This is a genomic window from Pseudoalteromonas sp. Ld20, from assembly GCF_045064175.1.
GTDB lineage: Bacteria > Pseudomonadota > Gammaproteobacteria > Enterobacterales > Alteromonadaceae > Pseudoalteromonas > Pseudoalteromonas neustonica.
Map to the genome: position 1 here is coordinate 125,655 of NZ_JBISHB010000024.1, position 20,551 is coordinate 146,205.

17 protein-coding genes are annotated in these 20,551 nt (G+C 39.0%); 10 read left to right on the forward strand and 7 right to left on the reverse strand.

All coding sequences use genetic code 11. From position 1 onward, the window contains the following. Window positions 1-4: 4 nt before the first annotated feature. The 4 genes from cas8c to ACJJVX_RS01535 form a co-directional block, all read right to left on the reverse strand. Window positions 5-1,981, reverse strand: coding sequence for a type I-C CRISPR-associated protein Cas8c/Csd1 (cas8c, locus tag ACJJVX_RS01520; RefSeq protein ID WP_170174483.1), 1,977 nt, complete (start codon window positions 1,979-1,981; stop codon window positions 5-7). Beyond that, on the reverse strand, window positions 1,978-2,682 hold the full coding sequence (cas5c, locus tag ACJJVX_RS01525; RefSeq protein ID WP_405629723.1) for a type I-C CRISPR-associated protein Cas5c: 705 nt from the start codon (window positions 2,680-2,682) through the stop codon (window positions 1,978-1,980). The genes cas8c and cas5c overlap by 4 nt, the downstream gene beginning before the upstream one ends. A gap of 39 nt (window positions 2,683-2,721) precedes the next feature. Next, window positions 2,722-5,226, reverse strand: a complete 2,505-nt coding sequence (cas3, locus tag ACJJVX_RS01530) for a CRISPR-associated helicase Cas3' (protein ID WP_405629725.1) — start codon at window positions 5,224-5,226, stop codon at window positions 2,722-2,724. Window positions 5,227-5,723: 497 nt separating this feature from the next. Next, window positions 5,724-6,929 (reverse strand): J domain-containing protein, encoded by a 1,206-nt coding sequence (locus tag ACJJVX_RS01535; protein ID WP_054205018.1) that lies wholly within the window; start codon window positions 6,927-6,929, stop codon window positions 5,724-5,726. A gap of 74 nt (window positions 6,930-7,003) precedes the next feature. On the opposite strand from ACJJVX_RS01535, the gene ACJJVX_RS01540 reads away from it, so the two are divergent. The 8 genes from ACJJVX_RS01540 to ACJJVX_RS01575 all read left to right on the forward strand — a co-directional run bounded on the left by ACJJVX_RS01540 (window position 7,004) and on the right by ACJJVX_RS01575 (window position 14,899). After that, the gene (locus ACJJVX_RS01540) at window positions 7,004-7,957 is read left to right on the forward strand and encodes a slipin family protein (protein ID WP_054205019.1); all 954 of its coding nucleotides are present in this window, start codon (window positions 7,004-7,006) and stop codon (window positions 7,955-7,957) included. An 18-nt stretch (window positions 7,958-7,975) separates the two neighbouring features. Continuing rightward, complete coding sequence (locus tag ACJJVX_RS01545) at window positions 7,976-8,428, forward strand: NfeD family protein (RefSeq protein WP_405629727.1); 453 nt, start codon at window positions 7,976-7,978, stop codon at window positions 8,426-8,428. 314 nt (window positions 8,429-8,742) lie between these two features. After that, the gene (locus ACJJVX_RS01550; protein WP_054205021.1) at window positions 8,743-9,417 is read left to right on the forward strand and encodes an ABC transporter ATP-binding protein; all 675 of its coding nucleotides are present in this window, start codon (window positions 8,743-8,745) and stop codon (window positions 9,415-9,417) included. Then, window positions 9,411-10,382, forward strand: a complete 972-nt coding sequence (locus ACJJVX_RS01555; RefSeq protein ID WP_405629730.1) for an HlyD family secretion protein — start codon at window positions 9,411-9,413, stop codon at window positions 10,380-10,382. The genes ACJJVX_RS01550 and ACJJVX_RS01555 overlap by 7 nt, the downstream gene beginning before the upstream one ends. Further along, complete coding sequence (locus ACJJVX_RS01560) at window positions 10,372-11,541, forward strand: efflux RND transporter periplasmic adaptor subunit (protein WP_054205023.1); 1,170 nt, start codon at window positions 10,372-10,374, stop codon at window positions 11,539-11,541. Before ACJJVX_RS01555 ends, ACJJVX_RS01560 begins: the two co-directional genes overlap by 11 nt. After that, the gene (locus ACJJVX_RS01565) at window positions 11,538-12,737 is read left to right on the forward strand and encodes an efflux RND transporter periplasmic adaptor subunit (protein WP_054205024.1); all 1,200 of its coding nucleotides are present in this window, start codon (window positions 11,538-11,540) and stop codon (window positions 12,735-12,737) included. Before ACJJVX_RS01560 ends, ACJJVX_RS01565 begins: the two co-directional genes overlap by 4 nt. Continuing rightward, window positions 12,734-13,969, forward strand: coding sequence for an ABC transporter permease (locus ACJJVX_RS01570; RefSeq protein WP_054205025.1), 1,236 nt, complete (start codon window positions 12,734-12,736; stop codon window positions 13,967-13,969). Before ACJJVX_RS01565 ends, ACJJVX_RS01570 begins: the two co-directional genes overlap by 4 nt. A gap of 84 nt (window positions 13,970-14,053) precedes the next feature. Further along, window positions 14,054-14,899, forward strand: a complete 846-nt coding sequence (locus ACJJVX_RS01575) for a patatin family protein (protein ID WP_054205026.1) — start codon at window positions 14,054-14,056, stop codon at window positions 14,897-14,899. A gap of 143 nt (window positions 14,900-15,042) precedes the next feature. On the opposite strand, the gene ACJJVX_RS01580 is transcribed toward ACJJVX_RS01575, so the two are convergent. Beyond that, window positions 15,043-16,668 carry a methyl-accepting chemotaxis protein gene (locus ACJJVX_RS01580; protein WP_054205027.1) on the reverse strand — a complete coding sequence of 542 codons (1,626 nt, stop codon included), beginning with the start codon at window positions 16,666-16,668 and terminating at the stop codon, window positions 15,043-15,045. A gap of 466 nt (window positions 16,669-17,134) precedes the next feature. Here ACJJVX_RS01580 and ACJJVX_RS01585 point away from each other — a divergent pair, with 466 nt between their 5' ends. Both ACJJVX_RS01585 and ACJJVX_RS01590 read left to right on the forward strand, forming a co-directional pair. After that, window positions 17,135-17,941: a transporter substrate-binding domain-containing protein gene (locus ACJJVX_RS01585; protein WP_054205028.1), complete on the forward strand. Its 807-nt coding sequence runs from the start codon at window positions 17,135-17,137 to the stop codon at window positions 17,939-17,941. An 11-nt stretch (window positions 17,942-17,952) separates the two neighbouring features. After that, window positions 17,953-18,423: a DM13 domain-containing protein gene (locus ACJJVX_RS01590; RefSeq protein WP_054205029.1), complete on the forward strand. Its 471-nt coding sequence runs from the start codon at window positions 17,953-17,955 to the stop codon at window positions 18,421-18,423. An 11-nt stretch (window positions 18,424-18,434) separates the two neighbouring features. On the opposite strand, the gene ACJJVX_RS01595 is transcribed toward ACJJVX_RS01590, so the two are convergent. Together ACJJVX_RS01595 and ahpF are read right to left on the reverse strand one after the other, a co-directional pair. After that, a complete protein-coding gene (locus ACJJVX_RS01595) occupies window positions 18,435-18,839 on the reverse strand; it encodes a GFA family protein (RefSeq protein WP_054453980.1) in 405 nt (134 codons plus the stop codon). Window positions 18,840-18,968: 129 nt separating this feature from the next. Beyond that, a complete protein-coding gene (gene ahpF, locus ACJJVX_RS01600) occupies window positions 18,969-20,540 on the reverse strand; it encodes an alkyl hydroperoxide reductase subunit F (protein ID WP_405629735.1) in 1,572 nt (523 codons plus the stop codon). Window positions 20,541-20,551 lie beyond the last annotated feature (11 nt).

Here is a 20,551-nt window from a genome sequence, read left to right on the forward strand (position 1 = left end):
CCTTTTATAAAATTTGTGTTGGTTGTTCTTCTGCTAATAATTCAGAGTCAGCTTTATTTACCCACTGTCCTTCAACTACTTTATGCTGTTCTAACCACAACATTTGGCTGTGAAAACCAAGTAAAAATTCCGGTGATAGTTTTTTATCTGATGTGAATTCATCGATTTCAAACATATCGGTGATCTTTGCAATTAATTGTTTTGTTGCAATATCGTAACCACGATAACGACTATGTAATCGTTGCTGATATGGCTGTAAAGCAGTTGAAATAGTTAACCATGTAGCAGCTGGTTTACTTACAAAACGGTTCATATAACGCTCTGCTGTGGTAAGCCTATTACCTTCGCCAATCGAAAGTGCCACTTGTTCAATTTTATTTGCTGTCGCTAACAATCTGCCAAATAAATAATCACGTGAGGCATAAGTCTCTTGTAATGCCATGTTATAGTCCTTTTTATGTATTAGATTTGCTGTACGCTTGCAATACCCTTTGTACAACGCGCACGCAATACCTAGGTTTTGTAACCACAGCCAAGTTTGATCTGATTTATAAGCAACACGATTAGTTGCCCGCTGAAAAGCATTATTTACAATGTCGATAGGAATGGGTTGCCCTTCAACAATACAGGGGTAAAGCCGTGCGACAAGATTCTTTTTTAGTGTGTCAGATGACTTTAAAACATCGCCATATACGCCATCGAGTACTTTGTATAAACTCGGTGCACACGGCAACCACGTGGCCTTTTCATTCTTTTTCACACGCTGCCACCAGCCTAAGTCCAATTGCCAATTATGGAGCTGATCAATAAATTCTTGAGCAATGGTTTCTCGGTAATAAATAATGCCCATTCGCCCTGGTGTTGCTGAATCTAAACCTAGTAATGCAATTTGCTCGTTGGCTTCCAATTTTTCATCGGCTCCTGATTTATTATGGCCAATCATGCCTGAGAAATAGCGGTTTAACTGGTCGGCGTAACTCTCTCCTAAGTTTTTTTGATGATCAACTTCCTCTGAATTGGCAAATAAATTCATAAAGTCTAATTCTGTAGGAGCAGGCGTTTCTTTTCCTGATACAGCCCATGCAAGGTAAACCTGTTCGCCTGTTCTATAGCCTTGCTTGGCTAACAGCCAACGCAATGCATTATGTGCTTTTTGGGTCACTTCAAAACTAACATTAGCAGCATCATTAACGGTTAAAAATTTTCCTCTAAACGTAAAACCGCTGGTATCATTTGCTGAAATTAGCTTTGCTTTATCACCACTGTGGCGAATTTTCGCAGGGTGATTAGTCGCAATAACTTGTTCATTTCCAGTAACAAAACACAATGCTTTTTCATCACTTTTTTGACTCTCATAGTCAATCCAGGATTGTTGGATTGTCTCATCCAACCATGTTTTGCTTTGCGCGATGCCTTTGGTTTCAACACTCCAACATACAAGCGCTGAGCCTTGATCGAGTTGACCTTTTTCTTTTGGTAGCACTTTAAATAATGCAGGTGCTTCCCCATCATCCAGCCACATTGTTAAAAGTTGATTATCATGAGCATACATTATTTTTGCAGTAATCAAATCTTTAACTAATTGGCCTTTTTCAACATAATTAAGTATTGCTTGCACTGCGCTATGTTTAAAATCGGATGCAACCCAATTACGTAACTGGGTTAAATACAAATCAAAACCCGGCTTTTTTATGCCACCAAATGCAGCGTAATCCCCAGCTACATATTGTATCTTGTCGGCTAAAGCATGTGCACATAAGCCGCTACTTCTACCTGCTGATTGCTCTGTGGCAGGTAATACTACTTGCGTTTTTTCTAACACTTGTGCTCTTAAAAATTCACCTTTATCGTTAATTACTACATGCACATGTGCATTTTGCAGTGTATGGCTGATTGGCATTACTTGCTGATCAATAGGTAAATCATCGTAGCGTATTTTTGCCTGTTCATAGGTTTCATAGAGTTTTGTAAGCCAACTCATAATTGTGCCTCCAGCTGCATGACTGGTTGCAAGTTCTGATCTAAGTCAAACTGCTTTGCTTGCATTTCTTTGACAAACCGCGTTATAGGGCACGCCTGCGTTTTAGGGTATTCGATTACGCCATATTTCATGTGTGCATGCCAAAACCGACTAATTAACTCATTGTTTCCCGTTTCATCTGGGTAACCAAAACTATGAAACATTAAGCCAAAGCCAAGTTCGTCAATCTGATCGTATGCACCTTCCCCATCACCAAATACACAGGGTTCAACATATCCCTGGCAATCTCGAGTACCTAAAAATATATCTTGGCGACCACCTTTTTCGATCATACGTTTTGCTATTGAAAAATGCTTACCGTCAACTCTATCCGCTGCAAGTTCTGGGCGATGTTCGTTCCACTCAAAATGTGCTTCAATTTGGTATTCCACCTCATGTAAAAAGGTATAGAATGCGAGCGTATTGCCGCCGCCCCAATTTAGTGGCTTGGTGCCCTTTGTGTGTGTTCGTAACGGTTTTATTACCCTTACTTTATCAACATGCCATATTAAGGTGGGTTTCCAATAAATGGATTTAAGTACACCTTTTATAGCCTCGTAAGTGGGTATATGGTATGAGCACTTTTCACCACCCACTTTAGTGATTGGATCGGTAAATAATGCATACCTTCCCCATAATCGAAAGCTAATGCTATTTTTCACTCAGTTCTCCTTGTTGTTACAAGCAGCTTTGCTTGTCCCTTATAAAATAAAATGTTCTTGTGTGTTACTTGTTTCTGTACTTAAACCAAAGTCATTACTATAAAACTCGTCTAACAGATAATACACTTGCTCATCATTACCTATTGTATAAACAGCCTGTATATCCACCAGCTTAGCCCATACATTTGGAAATAAATTAACGCTGTATTTTTGACTGCGTTTTAATAGTACTCGGTATTCAGCAGCATTAAAGCGGGTATCGAGCGCGCACAATTCGGTAATGATGGTTTTAGCTTCGTCGTTATAAGGTACGATAACTGAATTACTTGGTGCATCAATTGCTTTGAATGCTTTTGCGGCATCCATAAACGCATGTTTTAAAGGAAATGGTGAGTCACTAATATTGTTTTTATTACGGCTTAAAAGGTCTAACAATGTTTGTGTGCCTTTGGTAAACCCTGATTTTGTGATGTTGTATGGCATCTCACCTGCACGTTCATAAAAGTAATATTCAAAGTAACGAGTCATTGCTTGAGGAGAAAGTAATTGTGTCTCGTCAAACTCATCAAATATACGTTTCGTTGCGCCAATCCCGAGTTTAATATCGTGTAGCATGCCGATATTCTCTTTATCCGGATTTACCACAATCATTTTGGCGTTTTCGCGTAAGCCATGACGATTACAGCGTCCTGCAGCTTGAGCGATTGAATCAAGCCCAGCCATAAAGCGCACCACAGAGGAAAAGTCGACATCAACACCGGCTTCAATTAATTGGGTGCTGATGCATAGCGTTGGTAAACCATTTGCCAGCCTTGCTTTGACATCAGCTAGCATAGTTTTTCTATGTGCGGCACACATGCCGGTGCTCAAGTGATACACACTGACTTGCTCATCGACTTGCATTTGTAATGCTATAAAAAGGCGTTTTGCCCAGTCTTTAGTATTAACAATAACAAGGCAACTTGGCACGGAGTGAAGTTGTTCAATTATTAACTCTGTTAAGTCGCTCTCACACCAGCCATCATCACGGATTAAGTTTTTTACTTGTACACGTTCAAGTAAATTATAAAGTGATGTAATATCTGGGGTTAATTCGTTGGACAGCGTTAACGCTAATTGCCCTAACATTGCTTTCTCATTTGGGAGCTGGTGAAGTAAAGGCTGAGTAGCCGTACACATCACTGCAGTTGTTTTACAAAAACGAGTTAAGTAATTTATGGTGTTATTAAATAAGTGCACACAGCGAATAGGTAAAGTTTGTATTTCATCAAATACCAAGACTGCATTACTCATTTGGTGAAGTCTCCTTGCCCCTCGTGTACCACTGCCAAATGTACTTTCTAAAAACTGCACCATGGTCGTTAGCACAATTGGACGATCCCAATTTTGGGCAGCTAACTTTGAGCGCCAAGTTTGTAATTCAGGCTCTAAGTTTGAGTGATGCTCTAATACCCAACTTTGCTTATTTTCATCATCAAGCACCTTGCGTATTGCATCGGCATTTTGTTCGATGATAGAGGTAAAAGGAATAATGTATATAATGCGATCAAGGTTATGTTTTTTAGCATGGTGTAAAGCAAAGCGAAGGCTGGCATATGTTTTACCGCCCCCAGTAGGCACTGTTAGGCTATATATACCTTGTGGTTCACATGCACGGGCATAACAATTATTTGATATATCTGCACGTACACCATCAATGGGCCCTTTGGATGAAAATTGTGCTATAAAACCCTCAATTTTTTTGCAAGCATTTCCCCAATCAGCAACTTGATTACGTTCAGGTTTATTAGCTGGGTTTTCAAAATCAGCACTATCAATTCTGTCTGCGTCTATCAAACTGCTAAACAGCAATTTAGTGTACATCCCTAAATAAAAATCATGCTCTACAGCGCTTAAACTATAAGCGCCAAGTAATGTTTTTAAGTGGATGCTGCTGTTAAGCAAAAATTGCTTTGTTGCTATTTGCTGCGCTTTTTCAATAACAGTTACATCTGCATTTTTTACGCACTCAGTAAAATGCGCTTCATCTTCACTTTTCAACATTCTTTTTGTAAAGCCGCCTGTCGGCTCAGGCAAATTATTTATTAAACCACTATGATGCGAAACTACGCATAAACTAAGTATTTGCAAAATAGCCAATGCATATATTTGTATACTAGGATCATCTTTACAAACCGGTAGTAAATGCCCTTGTAACTCCTTAGTGATCCACTGTGCTCCCGCCGTTGAATGGTCAATAGAACCTTTTAATTGTTTTGCGCTTGCACCATCTAAATCAGGGTCATAATGGCCTAACAGTTCATTAATGATGATCTGCATATAGCGCTGAAATGCACCACTGTATTTGCCAAAATCATGTAATAGACCAATTAATGCAGCAGCATCTTCGCAATTAAACTTTTTAGCGATATTTTCCGCGATTTTACTGACGGAAAATAAATGCGTGCACACTGACTGATGGGCAAGATCAGTAAAGCTTGGGTGGGCAATCGCAACCTGCAGTGTTGCTTTTGTATTTAAATTACAGAGATTGAAGTCATCCATTCAAACCGACTCCGAAAGTAAGAGAAAATGCCGCTGCAAATGATTTGTGGTTAACCGCCCTTCCCAATGAATAATAAGTTCAATAAAATTAAAGCGTCTACGGGTTATATAGTCGAATTGTGGGGTCATGCATTCCCTGCACTTTTATTGTGACTAATTTAAGTTATCAGAAAAATTATTGATTACAAGCAGAATTCCTTTTCTGCTTGTAAGGGCGTGTTGACCTTTCAGGATTAAAATTTGTTCCAACAAGGGGCGATTTAATCGCGGCGCGAGATTTGTAACCTAGTGGGCTAAGTAAAAGTCGAGCAAAGCTTCCGCGTCCTGCTCACGCCCCTAGGAAGAACCCCGAAGGGCAGCGTGTGTTTGGCATTTATGCTGCGTTATCGCCTATTTATGGGGAACAACCACACACCATAGGCTCTGCCTTGCCTAAATACCAAACATACTGCTGCAAATTTAACCTCGAAAGATAAACATGCCCTAGCTTGTTTAAATCAAAAATTAAACATGCTTTCTAGCGCATCGTCAAAAGACATAGGCATATGGCGTTTATTATTAATCCGATCATTTAGCTCTTCTTTAAGTAGTTTTACTGTGGTGCAGTATCCTAAACGCTCGGATATTTCTTCACACTCACTATTTAAAGCAGCGATATGATTAGTAAAATTATGTTTAATTTGCGCTTTACTACGACCATTAAATTTACGCCATACGAGTGAATGCGGATCATTGCCTTCTTTTTGCTGGCGGTGCAGTTTATTTAACTCAACTATTTTATTTTGCAGTAGCGGAATTAAGTTAGCTTTAGTTTCTTCATCAAAATCTACGTCGTCATCAAAATGAGTTATGTATAACTGCAATAAGGTAAAGCCATCTTTTGCTTTACGGGCCTGCCCTAGTTGCTGCATAAGTTCGTGCTTTTCAGCCTTTTTGGTTGGATCAGGCTCTTTGTCCGGGTGAAGTTTTGCTGCTAAACGTTTATACATTTTGTTTAGTTGCGAGCTTTTAAATAGCTTTTCTAATTTTGCATCCGTCTTTTGTTGTTTAATTTCATCGCGGTCGAATCGTTCGAATTGATCAAAAAAATCATCCCAGTCTTCATCTTGTTCTGCATGTGCATTGCCTGGATTAAATGCATCGTCGTCGCTTTCTTCATCCTCACCAAAGCCTTGTTCATCAAGATGCTGATAAAGTTTTTGGGGATTGACGGCAATTTCTCTCAAGTCTTCATCTGTTAACTCTAAACCGGGGAAATCTTGTTGGAGCATAGTTCGTAAAAGATTCAACTGGGATGAATCAATTGCATTAACTGTATCGTGATTGTGCTTGCTTAAATGCGATTGAAAGATTTGCGTTACTTTTTCAATTTCCAACTCACCAATAAATGGGTGCCCTGATAAGTATTCTAAATCTTCGTTTATCCAATCTACAAGCTCATTGCGCTGCTCAATCGTCAGGCTTTTACGCTGAATAAATTTACTCAGATGAATAATTTGCTCTGCCATCATACGGGCTTGGTGGTGCTCGTGAGGCTCCACTTGCTCTTTAAACTGATTGAATAGCGTACTTTTTTTAATCTCAAAGTTTGCGTTACGCTTGGTGTGCTTATCTATTCGCTGCCATAAACGTTCTAATTCTGATGCAGGTTTCGCTGTCGCTTGCTGTTTTACATTTTGTAAAAAAGTTGTGTTTGTTTTCATTAAAGCTCGTATCTCATCATCTTTACACGCATAATCATTACTCTAGTCTAATAAAAAATCTAAGGAGAGTATACATGGACCCAATTGCGCAAATATTCAACATGCTGTTTACTGTTGAAGCGTTTTTACTCATTTTTGTATTAGTGCTGCTTAAAAGCAGTGTTAAGTTTGTACCACAAAACCGTGCTTGGTTAATCGAACGTTTTGGTAAATATCAATCAACTAAAGAAGCCGGATTAAACTTTATTATCCCATTTATTGATCGTATTGCCGCAGATCGCAGCTTAAAAGAACAAGCACAAGATGTGCCTTCTCAATCGGCCATCACTAAAGACAACATTTCATTGATTGTTGATGGTGTTTTATACTTTAGGGTACTTGACCCATACCGCGCCACTTACGGTGTTGACGATTATGTATTTGCTGTCACTCAACTTTCGCAAACAACCATGCGTTCAGAGCTTGGTAAAATGGAACTTGATAAAACCTTTGAAGAACGTGATCTACTCAATACCAATATCGTAAGCGCAATTAACCAAGCGGCTGAGCCGTGGGGTATTCAAGTATTACGGTACGAGATTAAAGACATTGTGCCACCGCAATCTGTAATGGAAGCGATGGAAGCGCAAATGAAGGCCGAGCGTGTTAAACGTGCACAGATTTTAGAATCAGAAGGTGATCGCCAAGCTAACATCAATGTTGCCGAAGGTAAAAAGCAAGCCCAAGTATTAGCTGCCGAAGCTGAAAAAGCAGAACAAATACTGCGCGCTGAAGGTGAAGCTAAAGCGATTATTGCCGTTGCAGAAGCACAAGCTGATGCATTACGTAAAGTCGGTGAAGCTGCTGATACTGAACAAGGGCAAAAAGCAATTCAATTAGATCTTGCGTCAAAAGCAATTGCCGCTAAACAAGCTATTGCTAAAGAATCTTCAGTTGTTTTACTACCAGATAACGGGACTGATGCCAGCTCAATGGTGGCACAAGCAATGTCGATTATTAATACGTTAAATACTAAACAAAAAAGCTAAACGACTAAGGGGATAATCATGGATCTCATTACTAATAATTTACCTGAAGTGCTGATGATTTTAGGCGTTGCAGCTCTCATTATTGAGGTTGCTGTATTAGGAATGTCGACTTTTATATTATTATTTTTAGGCATGTCGTTGTTTGCAACCGGTTTGATGATGAATTTTTCAATATTGGATAATTCATTAACGACTGCATTGTGGAGTAATACCCTTGTAACAGCGGCACTGGCTGCTTTACTGTGGAAACCTCTTAAGCGTATGCAAGACAATGTAGACACTAAAGAAGTTAAAAGTGATTTTGCTGAGCTCGATTTTATACTCAATAGCCATGTTGATGAGCAGGGTCTTAGTACACATTCATACTCTGGGATCAGCTGGAAGCTAAAAAGTCACCAACCACTATCCGCTGGTACGCATGTTAAAGTAGTAAAAAAAGAAGTTGGTGTAATGTGGGTTGAAACGCTTTAATTATCTCAATAAAAATCAAATAACGTGAAGCTATTTCACGTTATTTGCCTCTCATGTCTTATATATTTTTTGTTACAAAAAACATTTCTTTTTATTTCAAAAATCAAAGCAATTAAGTGCTTTAATCCATCAAAAATCAATTAAACCTACTCAGGGTTAATATAATAAATATAAAAAGATACAAATTTGTTAACCAGCTTTTATCTTTAACGGTAGCTTAATTTTATTCAATAAAGCAAAAAATCTTTTGCTTGTTCCTGTTACCTTTTCCCGTTAGTTTAATTAGCCATAATTATAAAAATAAAAGTCAGTATATGATCAGGGTCGAAAATCTTTGCCGTACTTATGGTGCAGGTGAAACGCAAGTAATTGCATTAGATAACGTATCGTTACATATTAAAGAAGGTGAATTTGTCGCGGTGATGGGCGCATCCGGCTCAGGAAAGTCTACTTTAATGAATATTTTAGGGTGTCTCGACACGCCAACTTCTGGCAATTATTTACTTTCTGATGAAAGTATAAAAGAGGTACATGACGAGAGCCTTTCTGCTATTCGCAATAAGAAAATTGGCTTTATATTTCAAACCTTTCACTTGTTAACACGACTAAGCGCACAAGAAAATGTTGCCCTACCACTGCGCTATACCGATATGCCAAAACAACAAGCTAGTGATCGCGCAATGGCGATGCTTGATAAGGTTGGTTTACAAAATCGTGCGCACCATAAACCATTTGAAATGTCAGGGGGGCAACGTCAGCGCGTTGCCATTGCCAGAGCATTAGTGAATAACCCGCAAGTAATTTTTGCAGATGAACCTACCGGTAACCTCGATAGCAAAACATCCCATGAAATAATGGAGTTACTGTGCTCGCTCCACCAGCAAGGACACACCTTAGTCATGGTGACACATGAAGAAGATATTGCAGCTTACGCTAAACGCGTAATTCGAATGAAAGATGGTGTAGTGATTGAGGACAGCGGATGTTAAAAAATAAATTGATTAAAACCAGCCTTATCTTACTTTTTAGTAGTTTGTCATTTTCAACTTTTGCCCAAAGCTTATTGCTCAGTGGCGAACTAAAAGCTAGTGAAAATCAAATATTCTACGCTCCCAAGTCAGATACATGGCGTGTGCAAGTCCAATGGATGATGGAGGAAGGCGAAATAGCGCAAAAAGGTGATACCGTTGTAGTATTTGATAGCGGCACAATTGCAACTGAAATAGAGCAAGATGAAGTTAACCTTGAAGCCGCACAAGAAGAGCTTATTAGGATCACCACCAGTAATAAAGAAAATCAAATTGAAGCTGAATTTAACTTTAAGCGCTCTGAGCTTTTATTAGAACGTGCGCGTATTGATGCTGCTATTCCTCAAATTAATTTAAGTACTTATGACTATCAAAAAAATCAGCTTGAATTTGAGAAAGCTTTAATTAATAAACAAAAAGCATCTGAAGAACTGTTGCAAGTAAAAACAGAGAATAGCGTTGCTTATAACAAACAATTACTAACTATTGAACAATTAAAAACTAATCTTGAATATAACAAAAATCAGCTTGCTAGTATGAGTATTCAAGCTCTGCGAACGGGGCCCGTATTATATGCCAACCACCCGTGGAATGGCGAAAAAGCGTTTGTAGGTATGACTGCGCAACCGGGTTGGAAAATTGCCGAAATACCAGCCATGAGTGAGCTTTATATTGAAGCATGGGTACATGAAATTGATTACCATCAGTTAAAGCTCGGACAACAGGCACAGTTACTATTTGACGCCTATTTACAACAGCCACTAAGCGCTACGCTAAGCGAAGTCTCAACTCAACCAGAAGAACGCTTACAATGGGGAAAAGACGCTTATTTTAGAACTCGTTTTAATTTTAGCGCTGTTGCATTAAATCTGTTGCCAGGTATGAGCGCAAAGCTAACAATAGGAGCAGATACAGATGAGGAATAAAGCCTTATTAGTATGTACAGTAATCATGTTTGTGTGTGTATTAAGCGCATGCAATGACGAGAGCCAACAAACCCATGTTGTTAAAAGCAGTGACATTGCTATTACCGTCAATGCTAACGGCGAGTTGGAATCTTCAACAACAGCAATCATTGCCCCGCCGTCTGTCGCCCGTATGTGGCAATACCAAATTAAAACGATGAAACCTGAAAATACACACGTTAAGCAAGGTGAAGTCATTGTCTCGTTCGACGACAAACAAGTTCGAGATAAACTAATTGAAAAACAATCAGAGTTACTACGGGCAAAAAAACAGCTAGAAAATGCCCAAAATAAAGAACTCATCAAAGAACAAGAGTTAACACTCTCCGTGGCTGAGATGAAAATGAATTACGATAAAGCTAAACGCAAAGCAGATATTGTCGATCATTCTCGTTCTGAAGTTGACCGTAAAAAATCACAAATTGATTTTACAATTGCAAACAATGACTTAACCCTTGCTAAAAGTAAACAAACCTTTCAACAACAAAGCAAAGAGTTAAATCTAAAAATGGCAAAGAGCAAGGTTGCTCGGCTACAGAGCGAAGTGGACGGATATTTACAAGATATTGATCGCCTTAAAGTAAAAGCCCCGATAGATGGCCTAGTAATTTACAAAACCAATTATCAAGGTGAAAAATCATCCATAGGTGAAAGCGTACAATTTGGCCAACCGGTTATGGAACTTGCTGTGCTGGAGAATATGCAAGTAAAAGCACAAATCGATGAGCCCGATAGCGGTAAAATAACGCCCGGGCAAACGGTTAAAATTACCATTGATGGTAGTACTGAGTTAGTTGTTTCAGGAAAGGTAAAAAGCTTAGGCCGTGTGTTTAGAGAAAAATCATACCAAGATAAACGCCGTATTGTAGATGCAATTATCAGTATTGATAACCTTGATATTAGCGCAATAAGACCAGGCCTAACAGCACGCTTAGAGATAACCACCGCATTACTTGCACAGGCTTTAAGTATCCCTTTAGCTAGCTTACAGTATGATTTACAAGGACCCTTTGTTGAGACTACGGAGAATAATAAACAATTGATAGAGATTAGCCATTTCACTGATAATCTCGCCGTGATTAAAAGCGGTTTACAACAAGGTGATGAGGTGAAATTATGAAAATCCGTTTTGTATTGAGCTTAATTACCACTGCGCTTATATTAAGTGGTTGTTCTAAAGAAAATAAAGTTCAAAATGCCCTGACTTATACCGTCAGCACACATAGCTTTAAAACCGAAGTTGAAGCCAAGGGCCATTTAGTTGCTGCAAACGAAACCCTTATAGTTGCCCCTGCATCAAGTCAAGGACCGCAAACTTTAGCGTGGTTAATGCCTGAGTATAGCCAAGTCAAAAAAGGCGAAGTGATTGCGCGTTTTGATGGGGAGAAAATGCGCCGTCAAAGTCAAAAAATTACAAATCAAACCGCCATGGCTGATGAAGACTTAACGCAAAAATCAGGCGCAATAGAAAAAGATAAAACAATTTTAAATCATGACATTGTATTGGTTAGTGAAGAAAAACAGTTTGCCGAAGACTATTCAATCGAAGATGAACGCATTATCTCCAAGCTAGAGATCTTAGAGTCACAACAAAATGTTGAGTTTTTAAATGCAAAACATAATTACTATGACTGGCAGGTCGAACGCTTTGAACAAGGCGCAACTGGCGAATTAATGCTGTTAAAAATGAGAAAAGATCAACATCAACAAAAATTAGCATCTTTAAATACTAACTTATCACAACTTGAAATAGTTGCCCCCCATGATGGCTTACTAACCCATGACACTAATTGGCGTGGTGAAAAACCCCGAGCTGGTGAAACGCTATGGCCAGGGCAAAAGATTGCAGCGTTACCCGATGTCAGCCAAATGCAACTAATCCTTTATGTATCTGAGCGTGAGGCCATTGATTTAGCAGTGGGTCAAACTCTAACGTTTAAGCTTATCGCTTTACCTGATCAACAATTTAGCGGTGAATTAATTGAAGTGTCTCCTTTTCCAAAGTCTATTAAACGTGGCGATCCACAAAAATATTACGAATTAAAAGCAAATATTAATGAACAAAGCGCTGCATTACGACCAGGTTTGAAACTCAATGCACATATTTTGGTTACCCCAGAAAGCGAACGCTTAATAGTACCAAAACAAAGCGTATTTACTGAACAAAATGCCCATTATGTTTACACCGAAGTACACAATGAGTTTATTAAAACCACTGTAAAATTAGGCAAACATAATTTAAGCCACGTTGAAATAGTTGAAGGTGTCGCCTCTGGTAATGTGATCTCCTTAATTAATATGAAGGACGCCCAATGAAATATTTGAGTTTATTTATCGACACCACGTTAGAGCTTGCGCAGCATAAATTACGTACCTTGCTGACTCTATTAGGAATGATTTTTGGTGTGGGTGCCGTTATTGCGATGCTCAATATTGGTGAAGGTGCAGAGCAAGAAGCAATGAAAATGATTGACTCTATGGGCTTGTATAACTTAATTGTTAATGCAAAAGAATTTGATGAAAAGGAATTAAAAGAACAACGTAAACACTCTGCAGGTTTGAACCTTCGAGATGCTCAAGTCGCTCATGCGTCACTGCCTTTCATCACTGATTATGCGGCGCAAAAAACAATTGAGACATACCATATCTTTAGTCAATACAATAAAAGCGATGCGTCCGCTGTTGGTGTTAGTGCAAACTTTTTTGAATTATCACACTTCCAAATTTTTTCCGGTCGTGTTTTAAATCAAAACGATCAACAACAGTTTGCACAAGTGGCTATGTTAGGCGCAAATACCGCCAAACAACTTTTTCCATTAGGTGACGCCCTTGGGCAACAAATTAAAATCAATCACCTCTGGTTTAAAGTCATTGGCATTTTACAATCTCCCTATTTAAAAAAGAAAGAGTTTCAAGGTGTGAAACTAGGCAATGAACAAAATCAAGTGTTTATCCCTCTAAGTACGGCGCTACACCGCTTTAAAAGCGGTTTACTCGATAGTGAAGTAACCAGCTTAAAACTGGCGATTGATAAGTCTGTAGACCCCATTATCGCAGCCCAAGCATTAGAACATCTGCTGCAAAATCGTCACAGTGATATTGATGATTTTGAATTAGTCATTCCAGCCGCTTTATTAGCACAGCAAAAACAAACCCAACAAATATTTAATATCGTTATGTCGTGCGTTGCAGGTATTTCATTGCTCGTTGGAGGGATTGGTATTATGAATATTATGCTTGCCACTGTGCTTGAGCGTACCAAAGAAATTGGTTTATTACGTGCTATCGGCGCGACACAAAAAGATATCCGCATACAATTTATTGCTGAAAGCTTCACTATTTCTATTTTGGGTGGTTTATTAGGCGTTGTCTTTGGTATTGGTTTATCTGAAATTATTTCAATCTATTCTCAGTGGGCTGTATCTTGGTCCATGACCGCTATTGTATTGTCTTTTAGTATTTGTGCATTAGTAGGGCTTATATTTGGCGTATACCCTGCAATTAAAGCGTCACAGCTTGATCCTATCGAAGCCCTACAAAGTGATTAATTACTGCAGGTAAACTCACATTCTCCCTCGCGAATTAACAATGAAATTGTTAGCATAGCGTTATTCTAAAAAGAGAGTAACGCTATGAATCATTCATCTCATGCTTTAGTTGTTGAAGGTGGCGCTATGCGTGGGATATTTGCCACGGGTGTACTTGATGCTTTTTTGACTGCCCAATATCAACCTTTTAACCGCTGTTTTGGTGTGTCTGCAGGCGCAACCAACATCGCCGCTTATTTGTGTAAACAACCCAAGCGAAATCATAAAGTAATTACCGATTACTCTTGCAGGCCTGAATTTATAAATTTATCACGATTTATTCGTGGCGGGCACTTGTTCGATTTAGATTGGTTATGGCAACAGACTATTAAAGATATTCGCCTTGATTTAACAACGTTTCATAATCAATCATGTGATTTTTACATTGTCGCCACTGCAATTGAAAATGGCGAAGCCCAATATTTAAAAGCCACAGCTAAGCAATTAGAACAACAACTTAAAGCATCATGCGCTATTCCAATTGCCTATCGAGATTTTCCGTCTATTGGTGGATTAAAGATGACCGACGGTGGAGTTGCCGATTCAATTCCTATTCGTAAAGCGTATGAAATGGGTGCTAATGAAGTAACCGTGATACTTTCTCAACCGCTTGGCTATCGAAAAAAACCAAATAAAACACCTTGGCTTACAAAACATATTTACAAAGATTACCCTGCACTTATTCGCGCTACGTTAGCACGCACTGAAAACTACAATGCCAGTATCGACTTTATTCACAACCCGCCAGCTAACTGTAAAATAAACATCATTGCACCACCTAAAAACTTCAAAGTTGGTCGTACAACCACTAACACAAAGAAATTAGCTGATGGTTATTTGATGGGCTTTAATGCTGGTCAAAATTACTTAAGCCGTATTTTAGTCACTTAAAAACCAAACTCTTTGTTAGCAACAAAATCCGGGGAATATTATCAATTAAGTGACGTTCTAAGTAGTTTTAGTACCAAATACACAACCGTGTACTTGGTACTCTATCGAGGTAATATTAGATTTTATGTTTAAGTTTAGGTCTACTATATTTTAAATTCATTTACTTGCTGCTGTAACGTCGCTGCCAATATTGCTAACTCCTGAGATGCTTGCGCATTTTGCTGTGAACTTTCACTAACAGACAAAATACTTGCGCTGAACTCATTAATATTACTACTTAGCTCATGCGCAACCATTTTTTGCTCTTCTGTCGCTGTTGACACTTGGGTATTCATATCTGCAATTTGAGTGACCTCTTGATTTATCTCACTTAATACTTGAGACGAATACTGCGCATGGTCAACACTTTCTTGGGCACTGCTTTCAGCATTTCCCATCGACGCAGCGGCTTGTTGCGCCATTTCCTGTAATTTAGTGATCATTTCATTGATACTTGCTGTTGCCTTTTGGGTGTTATGGGCAAGCTGCCTTACTTCATCCGCAACAACAGCAAAGCCTCGTCCTGAATCCCCAGCTCGTGCAGCTTCAATTGCTGCGTTAAGGGCTAATAAATTAGTTTGTTCTGCAACGCCTTGAATCATCATAACAACTTGATTAATATCGTTTGTTTGCGTATTTAATTCATTTATAAGTTGAGTATTATCATTGACTAAATGTGACAACGTTTTTATTGATTCTATGTTATCTGCAACTGCTTGTTGTCCTTGTTGTGCTTTAGTGTCTGCGTTTGTAGCTTTATCAGATGTTGCAAGTGCATTTTGAGCCACCTGCTCAATCGCACTACTCATTTGCGTGATCGCGGTTGCTATCATCGCTGATTGTTGCTCTTGCTCTGTTGCTGTCGTCGCTACTTGATCGCTAATCGAGTTCATTTGTTCAGCAGCAGACGATAAAGTCATTGTCGCGCCCGAAACGTCCGTTACTAACGTATGAATTCTTGCCACCATGTTATTAAAATGTGTTGCTGTTTCAGCAATTTCATCTTCACCCTGAACATTAGCTCGTAATCTCAGATCTGCATCATTTGCAATTTCAGATATTGTGTTACGTAATGACATAAGTGGATTATGAATTGATCGGTATATAAAATAGGCAATCGTCAATAAAATCAATACAAGTAATACAACTGACACTTCCATTATTAAGCTCGTCACTTCATAGCTGTCATTTGCTTGATCTTTGAAGCTATTGGCCTCGTGTAATTGTAATTCTATTAAGGCTTGATAACTTGTACTCAAAGGGTCAAATACATTATAGAGATCACTCACAAATTGTTGCTGAGACACAGATTGGAATTCTTCGTTTGTAATACTATCGAGTAGGTTTTTCAGGTGTGCTTGAACAGGCAAAAGTTTGTTTTCTACGACACTCACTAAGCGCCGCTCTTCATCCGTTAAGTTAGTACTAAGATATGCTTGCCATTCGCTATCTGCAGTATTTTTTGCATCGTTCACTGCACTCAAAAAGTCAGGCTTTGGAATATTTCCTGCTCTATACTTATGAAATAAGTCAACAATATTCACAGCATAATTATCTGACACATTCTTTATTTGCTTAAGTGGAACAACCCTGTCTTCGTATAAATCATCGATTCCTACAACTAAGCTTCCCATTGTATTTATAGAAAATACAGCCGTTAAAATAAATATCAGTACTGGCAGTATTGCCAGTACTCCTAATCGGGTTCGTACTGAGTAATTATTAAGCATAGCGTTCCAAATTTACTTCTATTATTAGAAAAGTATAATACTAATTTTAAAACACACTGGTTTTTTTGCTAATTAAATTATAATAAATTCAACACTAGGGCGTGTTGACCTTTCGTGATTGATTTTGCAGCAGGCTGTTTGGTATTTAGACAAGGCAGCGCCTATGCAGTGTGGTTGTTCCCCATAAATAGGCGATAACGCAGTATAAATACCAAACATGCGCTGCCCAAAGGGTTCTTCCTAGGGGCGATTAACTCTTTGTTACTCGATTTTTACTTATTCTCACATGGATGTGAGCCAGTAGAATAACGCAGGAGCAGTTATCGAGCCCGCTAGGTTACAAACCTCGCGCCGCGATTAAATCCCCCCTAGATTGAACAAATTTCAATCCACAAAGGTCAACACGCCCTAAACCTACGAATATTTTGCTATAGTATGTTAACTATTATTGACTTACGACTGAACTATGGCTTTCTCATCTTTATTACGCTATACGCTTTATTTATTGTTATTGCTCCCTTTCGCCGCGCAAGCTAATAATGCAGTTGTTAATCTTCATTTAGCCCGACCGAGTATTGTAGAATCACCCACAAATCAATACATTCATGCTTTACTAACACAAAGCTTTGCTAAGGTAGGCAAAGAAGTTAACTTTATTTACTCAATTAAGCCCATGAATAAAAAAAGGATCACTGGAGAGCTTTATAAGCCCGGTGGAATTAATTTAGCCTGGTTATCTATAGAGCCTAGCGCACACAATGATCTACTTCACACATCCTCCCCCTTGTATAAAGGGATACATGGCAAACGCCTATTGATGATTAATAAAAACCAGCAGGCAATCTTCAAAAGGATTTCGTCGCTTAATCAATTAAAGCCGCTCGTAGGGTTACAAAAACAAAGCTGGTCCGACTATAAAGTACTCAAACGAAGTGGCTTAACCGTCAATGGTGAACTAAGTTATAAAAGCATGATAAAAGCATTAGACACAAACCTTGGTGATTATTTCCCTCGCTCTGTGTCCGCAATTGAAGCCGAACTTGCAAAACAAAAACATGTAGATTTAATGATTGAACCAACAATTATGTTGCAATACCCCAGTCATTATTACTTTTATACACACAATAGAAATAAAGATTTATTAATATTACTTGAATCAGGCTTAACTCAGTTACAACAAAGTGGTGAGTTTGAGTTGCTTTATCAACGCTTTTTTGGCGAAAAGGAAAAACGCTTAAATTTATCATCAAGGAAAGTATTTAACTTAGAATAAAAGGCTTAGTTATGGTTACTACTTTGATACGTACGCTTTCCTATCTCGTTGTTTTTATATTAGGTTTTGGTTCTGGTATGTATGCTCTACCCATTATCACTGCGCCGACCTCTCCTAGTAAACTGGAACTAGCAACACATGCTCAAAAGGCAATTTATAGCGGTGAATTTAAAGAAGACCTAGAAGGATCTGATGCATTGCATTTTGGTACGGGTGAAGTTCGTTTAACTAAGCGGATGATTTCGTTTGCGGGCAAATTAAGTCCCGGACCTGACTACCAGCTTTACCTCGCTAATAAATTTATTGATAATGAAACTGAATTTTTAGCACACAAGGGAAGCTTCACACGGGTAGGCAGCGTCAAAACATTTGATGGTTTTATGGTCAAAGTGCCACAAGGCATTAATATTGCTGACTTTAATACCGTTATTATTTGGTGCGAAAGCTTCAATGAATTTATTACAGCTACGCAATATCAATAAGCTGCTAAAAATTAGCGGCTTGGTTCAAAGCCGTCGTAGTGAGGTAATTGTGCATCAAACTCCTCCCAATTAGCTTTAGAACTACAAAAATTGTGGCTAATAGGTCGCTGTGTTATGTCACTATCGAGAATACCTAAGCGTAGTCTTAGACGCGTTATATCGGCTAAGTTTTCACTGTAAACAGGTGAGCCACATTTACTACAAAAATACCGATTTCGACCCGGTTTAAACTCAAACATGCTCAGAGAGTCTTGCCCTTTAGTAATGGTAAAATCGCTTCGCGCTACAAACCCATTAGTTGCATATGCTGTTCCGCTTGATTTTCGACACAAAGAGCAATGACAATGAATAATGCTGCTGATAGGGCCATCGATTTTAATCGCTATTTTTTTACACAAGCAACTTCCTTTGTACATTTACTTTCCCCTATATTTTTTAAAAAATATAACATAAGTAATTATTTTAATGTACAAAAAAAGCCGCCTTTGGAGAGGGCGGCTTTGGAAAATAGCAGTCATGGGTGGAAACTGCTAAATCAAGAGCTTTTATGCCACAGCAGCGTCGTTATCACTGTGGCGAATTAAATAATCAAACGCGCCAAGACTCGCGGTTGCACCGCAGCCCATTGCGATGATTATTTGTTTAAAAGGTGTCGTGGTTACATCACCGGCACCAAACACACCGGGTAAAGATGTTGATCCCTTTGCGTCGATTTCTATCTCACCAAATCGTGTTAACGACACATCACTGTTTTTAAGCCACTCTGTATTTGGTATAAGCCCTATTTGCACAAAAATACCTGCAAGACTTATCATTTTGCTCTCACCCGATTCGCGATCAGTGTAGCTAAGCCCCGTTACACGCTTGCCGTCACCTAGCACCGCAGTAGTTTGTGCATTTTTTATAATCGTAATATTCTTTAAACTATTCGCTTTTCGTATGAGTACTTCATCAGCACGTAATGTGTTAGCAAATTCTAAAACTGTGACATGTTCTACGATATTCGCTAAATCAATTGCCGCTTCAATACCTGAGTTACCACCACCGATCACCGCAACCGATTTACCTTTAAATAGCGGTCCATCACAGTGCGGGCAATAAGCAACGCCATGTCCACGATATTGGCTCTCCCCAGGCACATTCATTTCGCGCCAACGCGCACCTGTTGCAAGTACTAAAGATTTAGCACTTAACACTGCGCCGTTTGCCAAAGTGATGTCATAGCCATTGTTATAACTTAGCCCTACAGCACGTTGATTATTCATTACATCCACATTATATTCTTTAACGTGTTCTTCAAGTTGGGCAACAAGTTTGGGGCCTTCTGTTGCTTTGATCGATATAAAATTCTCTATACTTAATGTATCCGCCACTTGACCACCAAAACGTTCAGCAACAATACCGGTATTCAAGCCTTTGCGCGCGGCATAGATGGCTGCAGATGCACCTGCAGGGCCACCACCGACCACTAATACATCAAATTGCTCTTTTTCGTTCAGCGATTGAGCTTGACGGACGCCTGCCTTACTATCAACTTTATTTAAAATCGTACTAAGCGTCATTGCCCCTTGACTAAATAGTTGTCCATTTAAGTACACTGCGGGCACGGCGAGGATATTTCGTTGCTCCACTTCGTCTTGAAATAATGCACCGTCGACCATAGTGGCGGTGATCAGAGGATTAAGAGCTGCCATTAAATTAAGTGCTTGCACGACTTGCGGGCATGTCTGGCAACTCAATGAAATATATACTTCAAAATTCAGTGGTTCACTCAACGAGCTTATCTGCGCACGCTGCTCATCAGAGACCTTACTGGGATGGCCGCCACTGTGAAGTAAAGCCAGCACTAAACTTGTAAACTCATGCCCCATAGGTACACCCGCAAAGGTTATTTGGGTTTCTTTTATGGGTGAGTACACCGTCATTGAAGGACGACGTACATCGTTATCTGGGTTATTTCGTACTAAAAATTGATTACTTAATGATGCGATGTCATTCGCTAGGTTTTCTAATTCTGTTGACTTTTTGCTGTCATCCAAAGCGATAAGCAGCTCAACAGGATCTGTTATAGATTCAAAGTGGCTTTTTAATTGATTTTTTATGTTTGTGTCTAACATGGCTTAGCCTT

Bases quoted from the DNA above. Each gene is read 5' to 3' on its own strand.
- ACJJVX_RS01560 (WP_054205023.1), top strand. From the start codon at position 10,372: ATGAGGAATAAAGCCTTATTAGTATGTACAGTAATCATGTTTGTGTGT.
- ACJJVX_RS01535 (WP_054205018.1), bottom strand. From the start codon at position 6,929: ATGAAAACAAACACAACTTTTTTACAAAATGTAAAACAGCAAGCGACA.
- ACJJVX_RS01575 (WP_054205026.1), top strand. From the start codon at position 14,054: ATGAATCATTCATCTCATGCTTTAGTTGTTGAAGGTGGCGCTATGCGT.
- ACJJVX_RS01550 (WP_054205021.1), top strand. From the start codon at position 8,743: ATGATCAGGGTCGAAAATCTTTGCCGTACTTATGGTGCAGGTGAAACG.
- ACJJVX_RS01540 (WP_054205019.1), top strand. From the start codon at position 7,004: ATGGACCCAATTGCGCAAATATTCAACATGCTGTTTACTGTTGAAGCG.
- cas8c (WP_170174483.1), bottom strand. From the start codon at position 1,981: ATGAGTTGGCTTACAAAACTCTATGAAACCTATGAACAGGCAAAAATA.
- ahpF (WP_405629735.1), bottom strand. From the start codon at position 20,540: ATGTTAGACACAAACATAAAAAATCAATTAAAAAGCCACTTTGAATCT.
- ACJJVX_RS01585 (WP_054205028.1), top strand. From the start codon at position 17,135: ATGGCTTTCTCATCTTTATTACGCTATACGCTTTATTTATTGTTATTG.
- ACJJVX_RS01545 (WP_405629727.1), top strand. From the start codon at position 7,976: ATGGATCTCATTACTAATAATTTACCTGAAGTGCTGATGATTTTAGGC.
- ACJJVX_RS01595 (WP_054453980.1), bottom strand. From the start codon at position 18,839: ATGTACAAAGGAAGTTGCTTGTGTAAAAAAATAGCGATTAAAATCGAT.
- ACJJVX_RS01570 (WP_054205025.1), top strand. From the start codon at position 12,734: ATGAAATATTTGAGTTTATTTATCGACACCACGTTAGAGCTTGCGCAG.
- ACJJVX_RS01580 (WP_054205027.1), bottom strand. From the start codon at position 16,668: ATGCTTAATAATTACTCAGTACGAACCCGATTAGGAGTACTGGCAATA.
- ACJJVX_RS01590 (WP_054205029.1), top strand. From the start codon at position 17,953: ATGGTTACTACTTTGATACGTACGCTTTCCTATCTCGTTGTTTTTATA.
- ACJJVX_RS01555 (WP_405629730.1), top strand. From the start codon at position 9,411: ATGTTAAAAAATAAATTGATTAAAACCAGCCTTATCTTACTTTTTAGT.
- cas3 (WP_405629725.1), bottom strand. From the start codon at position 5,226: ATGGATGACTTCAATCTCTGTAATTTAAATACAAAAGCAACACTGCAG.
- ACJJVX_RS01565 (WP_054205024.1), top strand. From the start codon at position 11,538: ATGAAAATCCGTTTTGTATTGAGCTTAATTACCACTGCGCTTATATTA.